This window comes from Terriglobia bacterium, from assembly GCA_032252755.1.
GTDB lineage: Bacteria > Acidobacteriota > Terriglobia > Terriglobales > Acidobacteriaceae > JAVUPY01.
Genome location: JAVUPY010000048.1, coordinates 1 through 5,088 on the forward strand (window position 1 = coordinate 1; position 5,088 = coordinate 5,088).

Annotated in this window: 4 protein-coding genes; 2 read left to right on the forward strand and 2 right to left on the reverse strand. The window is 56.2% G+C overall.

Annotation, left to right across the window (positions count from 1 at the left end):
- Positions 1-678, reverse strand: a 678-nt coding sequence (locus ROO76_10460; protein ID MDT8068573.1) for a radical SAM protein, incomplete at its 3' end; no start/stop codon positions are given.
- Positions 679-1,036: 358 nt separating this feature from the next.
- Here ROO76_10460 and ROO76_10465 point away from each other — a divergent pair.
- Both ROO76_10465 and ROO76_10470 read left to right on the forward strand, forming a co-directional pair.
- Positions 1,037-3,145 (forward strand): sigma 54-interacting transcriptional regulator, encoded by a 2,109-nt coding sequence (locus ROO76_10465; GenBank protein MDT8068574.1) that lies wholly within the window; start codon positions 1,037-1,039, stop codon positions 3,143-3,145.
- 618 nt (positions 3,146-3,763) lie between these two features.
- Complete coding sequence (locus ROO76_10470; GenBank protein MDT8068575.1) at positions 3,764-4,042, forward strand: hypothetical protein; 279 nt, start codon at positions 3,764-3,766, stop codon at positions 4,040-4,042.
- A gap of 351 nt (positions 4,043-4,393) precedes the next feature.
- Here ROO76_10470 and ROO76_10475 read toward each other — a convergent pair.
- Positions 4,394-5,088, reverse strand: a 695-nt coding sequence (locus ROO76_10475) for a hypothetical protein (GenBank protein MDT8068576.1), incomplete at its 5' end; no start/stop codon positions are given.

The window sequence follows — 5,088 nt, forward strand, 5'->3', positions numbered from 1 at the left end:
AATGGGAACCAGCGCCTTGGGGAGGCCTTCCTTCACATCAAAGGCATCAACTGCGATGTTGAACGTCGACATGCCGGCGTCGGCCAGCTTGTCGATCACATCGGTTCTGAGCAGGCGGGCGTTGGTCGGAAGATAGATCCAAAAATCCTTCTTCGCGGCGTAGTACGTGATCCTGTGAATGAAATCGGGACGCAGAAGCGGCTCACCGCCCATGTAGGCAAGAACGCGGCAGCCGGTTCCATGGAGCCAGTCGATGGAGCGTTTAGCTGTGTCCTCGGTCATGCCCTTGACGCGGTTGTCGAACGCCCAGCAGTAGTGGCAATCGAGGTTGCACTTGAACTCCGTGAACAGATAGGCAATCAAAGGATGGAAGTCGCCCGCAGTGACGCGCGAGCGTATGTAAGGAAACAGCCATCCCCGCATCGCGTGGTAGATCTGCGGAGGAGTCCACTTCCGCTTCTCGGGTGGGCTCCAATCCTCAACATCGTCTATCGGTCCAAGCAACTCGGGACGTTGCGGGAATACCGGCTCTGGAAATTTCTGCGGCCTGCCTTTAGGTTGGAGCCCGCCCGATGGGATCGCTGGCCTGGTCAGAAGGTCATGCAGTTGCACATCGAGCCGGAAGCTGGGAACCTCTCCAGAGAAGGGCTCGGTTTCAGTCGAATGCTGAGGTTGCATTCATACCTCCAAATCGATCAAGCAAGCGGGGAACCTAGCCTGCATCACACCCATTCGTACGAAAAGAGCGATCAAGCCAAACCCTTCCTCTATCGTGATCGGCTCTCACGCCGGGGAATCTGCAACTGGCGTGCCACTTGGTTCAAACGACGCAAAGTACGCGCAAATCCCTATAAGCACAGAAGATAGATTCCTAAACTATTCTTCAGTCGCGCGGTAGATGCCAATGGGCTGACAGAATGCCAACATATTGGCACACTCCGCAGTAAGCTGGCCAAGTCATTGAGGCGGCTACATTTTCTGCTTCTTTGCGGCATGTGCTTCATCTTAGAGATGCGAGCATTTCGGGCTTTGAAAGATGAGGAAACCGCGCCCCGATCATTCTCCGGCGATGAGTGGCGACGCCTCCGATGAAGGAGTCTCCGGGGCTTTGCTCAGCCTCGCGCAGAATCTTGGCAATCAGCACTCTCTCGAAGCCCTCCTCCGCGCGCTGCCCTCTGAACTTCAGAAGATCGTCGATGCCGCCATCGTCGCCTTTATTCCATGGGACGGCGATCAGGACCTACCGGATTTGGTAGTGGACCGCCACGGCCGGTCCATTCGGTTGGAGCTTTCCGCTTTCCGATCGGAAGAATTATGGTGGAATTCCGCGAACGATCCCCCCATGCCCGTCGTCCTCTCCACCCTCGATTCGGATGGTGGCGCCCCTGCCTGGGCCTTGCAGTTCAGAGTCTATGGAATCCAGTCGCTCTGTTTGCTTCCTCTGGTGACCCCGGTTCGCCGCCTCGGCATGCTTTGTATCGCCCATGAGCGTCCAGATGCCTTTTCCCCATCCGAGATTCGTTTCCTCCGGGCGCTTGCCGGGCACGCGGCTCTCCTCGTCGACGACCGCATAAATTTCGACAATGCCGAGAGCGCGCGGAGCGGCCTCGAGAGTGAGAAAACACGGCTCCGGCTGATTCTCGACCTGAACAACAGTGTTGTCTCAAACCTCGAGTTGCGAAGCCTCCTTCGTGCCATCTCACCCAGTATCCGCAAGATCATGGAACTCGACCTGATCGGCCTCATCCTGCCCGAGGCGGAAGGTAAACAACTGCGGCTCTATGCGCTCGATTTTCCCGGAAGCAAAGGCATCATCCGCGAAGACATGCTGAGCCCGATCGACGGATCGATTGTCGGCAAGGTCTTCCGCTCCGGAGAGCCATGGACAGGCCGCCTGTCTGATCTTAAAGACTGGGGAACCAATCTCAGGCTTGGGTCGCAGGAGGGGGTCAAGGTCCTGTGCTTCTTGCCCCTGCTCCGACGAGACACCGTTCTGGGAGTCCTTAGTCTTGCCCGCTTGCATGAGAGACCCTTTACGGACAGTGACCTCGAGTTCCTCGCACAGATCGCCAACCAGATCGCGATCGCCAAGGACAATGCGCTGGCCTATCGGAAGATTACTGAATTGACCGATAGACTCACCCAGGAAAAGCTCTACTTCGAAGATGAGATCCGCAGCGAGATGAATTTCGAGGAGATCGTTGGTAATAGCGCGGTACTGCGGAAAGTGCTCCGGCAGATTGAAACTGTCGCTCCCACAGATTCGACGGTTCTCATCTATGGCGAAACAGGCAGCGGAAAGGAACTGATCGCGCGGGCAGTCCACAATCTCAGCCGTCGTAAGAGCAACGCTTTTGTGAAACTGAATTGTGCTGCAATCCCGACTGGCCTTCTCGAGAGTGAGCTGTTCGGGCACGAAAAGGGCGCTTTTACGGGCGCGGTTTCGCAGCGGATCGGGCGCTTCGAGCTGGCGAACGAAGGGACCATGTTCCTCGATGAAGTCGCCGAGATCCCTCTGGAATTGCAGCCCAAACTATTGCGCGTCCTGCAGGAGCGGGAGTTCGAACGCCTTGGCGGTTCGCGCACGCAGCGCACGAATGCCCGCCTGATCGCTGCGACTAACCGGGACCTGGAAGCCATGGTGGAGCAGCATCAGTTCCGGTCAGACTTGTTCTACAGGCTGAATGTCTTCCCGATCCGCGTGCCTTCGCTGCGGGAACGGCCCGAAGATATTCCCCTGCTGGTGCGGCATTTCGTCCAGCACTTCTCCCGCAACATGAACAAACAGATCGATACAATTTCCAAGGAAAGCATGAAAGCGTTGACCCGATATACGTGGCCGGGGAATATCCGCGAACTTCAAAACGTCATCGAGCGCGCGGTTATTCTGTGCCAGGGACGAGTGTTGACTGTTCCACTGAGCGAACTCAAGCCGAAACCGGCGGGAAACGGCGCCTACAACGGACATGCAACCCTCGAAGAGGTGGAGAGACAACATATTCTGTCTGTCCTTGAGCAGACAAATTGGGTTTTAGCTGGGCCGAATGGAGCCGCAGCCCGGCTGGGAATCAAACGTCCGACGCTCCAGTTCCGGATACAGAAGCTGGGTATCTCGCGCCCGCGGTCGCACTCTTCGGAAAATTAATCCGACATGTGCCAACCGATTGGCACCAGTGCCAGATTATTGGCAGTTTCTCCGGAGCTTCTTAGAATCGTTTCTCCCGGTCTTGTCGGGTTTATCGGCCAAATCCGGCAAATCCACGACTCGGTCCGCAAATTGCATCTCCTTGAAATAAAGAGCCGGTGACTGATCGCTCGGCACATCAGGTCACGATGGAGAGTCGCCTGGGAGCACTTCCAGACGTGATCGAACAACTTCGCTTTCGCTCGGATCCTGAGTTGCTCTCTTGCATCGAGGCCACGAACCCGCCTTTCTTAGGGCCATACGAGGGGCCTTGGCGAACCCTGTCATCCACGGCAATCACAGCGACGGCTGCCGGAAGGTCTTCCCTCAGTAGGAATGCGAGCCGGGCCGGGCGCTCGATTCTGATCCGAGATGAAGGAACGGGCTTTGATACGAAAGCCTTATCGAGTCCGAAAGATCTCCACGCCGACGAGGGACTTGGTATCCACTTGGTGCGGTCCTCGATGGATACGGTCGAGTTCCGGAAGAATGGTACCGAATTCTATTTACGCATGAAGGAACGATTGGAGCGATCCGCGAAAGGGAGGTATCACGACTAGAATATCGGGAGAGAAAGACATGTTGAGGATCACTGTTTCAGACAATGGCTCGGAAGAGAGGTGGACGATTCAGGGGCAGCTGACGAAAAACTCCATTCCCGAGCTCATCGCCACCTGGAAAGCAACGCCACGAAAATCCGGCGCGCGCATTGTTGATCTCCGCCAGGTGACCTCCATCGATCGAAGCGGCCAATCCGTGCTCTCGATGATGAAGGACGACGGTGCTCAGTTTGTTGCGATTGGCGTATACACCACCTACATCCTGAATAGCCTGCAGGCGCCGACCAGACCGGAGTGAGCCGCGTTTCCGTCAGGTCAACAATCGCGGAGCGTCAAAAATCGAGTTCGCCGGCAATCAATGGGCAGATGTTTAACGGACCCTGCGGCCCACAACCTCACTCTTCTGCTAAATGCGGGATGCTCATGGAGTGTCTCGGAGACTATTCGCGCAGCTTTTCGCCTTGAACCAGCCGTCACACAGGCATCCCGGCGTTCGGCAGCCACTCGCATCGAGCAAGCACCTGTTAATTTTGCTTTCTCGGCTTCGATGTGAGCCTGCGCAGGATAAACTCCTGCGCCAGGCTCGCAGCCATGCGCTGAGCTGTGTTGATTGCGGTATTCTCAAACACCAGCCCGACGCCGCGATTGGTCACTGGGTAGTAAGCATTCGAGATGGATGCCGAAATGAGATCGCCACCGATGGTCGAGTAGTTCGGCTGCCAGCGTCCGTTGTCTCCCTTGCACCGGAACGGATAGGAGATCGCGTGGAAGGTACGAGATTTGATTGTGCCTGTGCCCTGGTAATAGTAGCGAGGTCCTGGTGAAGAAGAGAAGGCAGGATGGCGCCGCCAAACATGATGTCGGTAAAACCACCTACGTAGACTGCGCCAAGGCGCTGGCCGTAGCCCTTGGCTCCCTGAACGTAGTCTGGTGTATCCGCAGCCTGGTTGATGCCCGCCAGGAAAGCTGCCCCGATGAAAGTAATCGGATCGGTGTCGGTCCTGAGCGCGAGCTTGAATTTAAGTTTTGGTGTGAGGGGCGCCGGGTTTTGATCGTAAACGACATAGAAGTTAGGAATGAAACCCAAGACACGCTGCTGCTCCTCCATTTTCACCTGCTCGACCGCGATCTGTTCGGAAGAAGCATACACAGTCACCGAGGTTACCGCTTCCGCAACCTCTAACTTGATACCAGTCAGGAAGGATACATACTCCTCCGGTTTGAGAATGATGGCAGAGGAGGTCCAGTTTGCAAACCCCTGCGCGCGGATGGTTACCCGACAGGAGACGCCCGGCTTGAGATCTCGGAATTCAAAGAATCCGTTATCACTTGCCGAGGTCGTTC

What these genes read in the sequence shown, in the direction of transcription:
- ROO76_10465 (MDT8068574.1), top strand. Translation starts at nt 1,037, where the DNA reads ATGAGGAAACCGCGCCCCGATCATTCTCCGGCGATGAGTGGCGACGCC.
- ROO76_10470 (MDT8068575.1), top strand. Translation starts at nt 3,764, where the DNA reads ATGTTGAGGATCACTGTTTCAGACAATGGCTCGGAAGAGAGGTGGACG.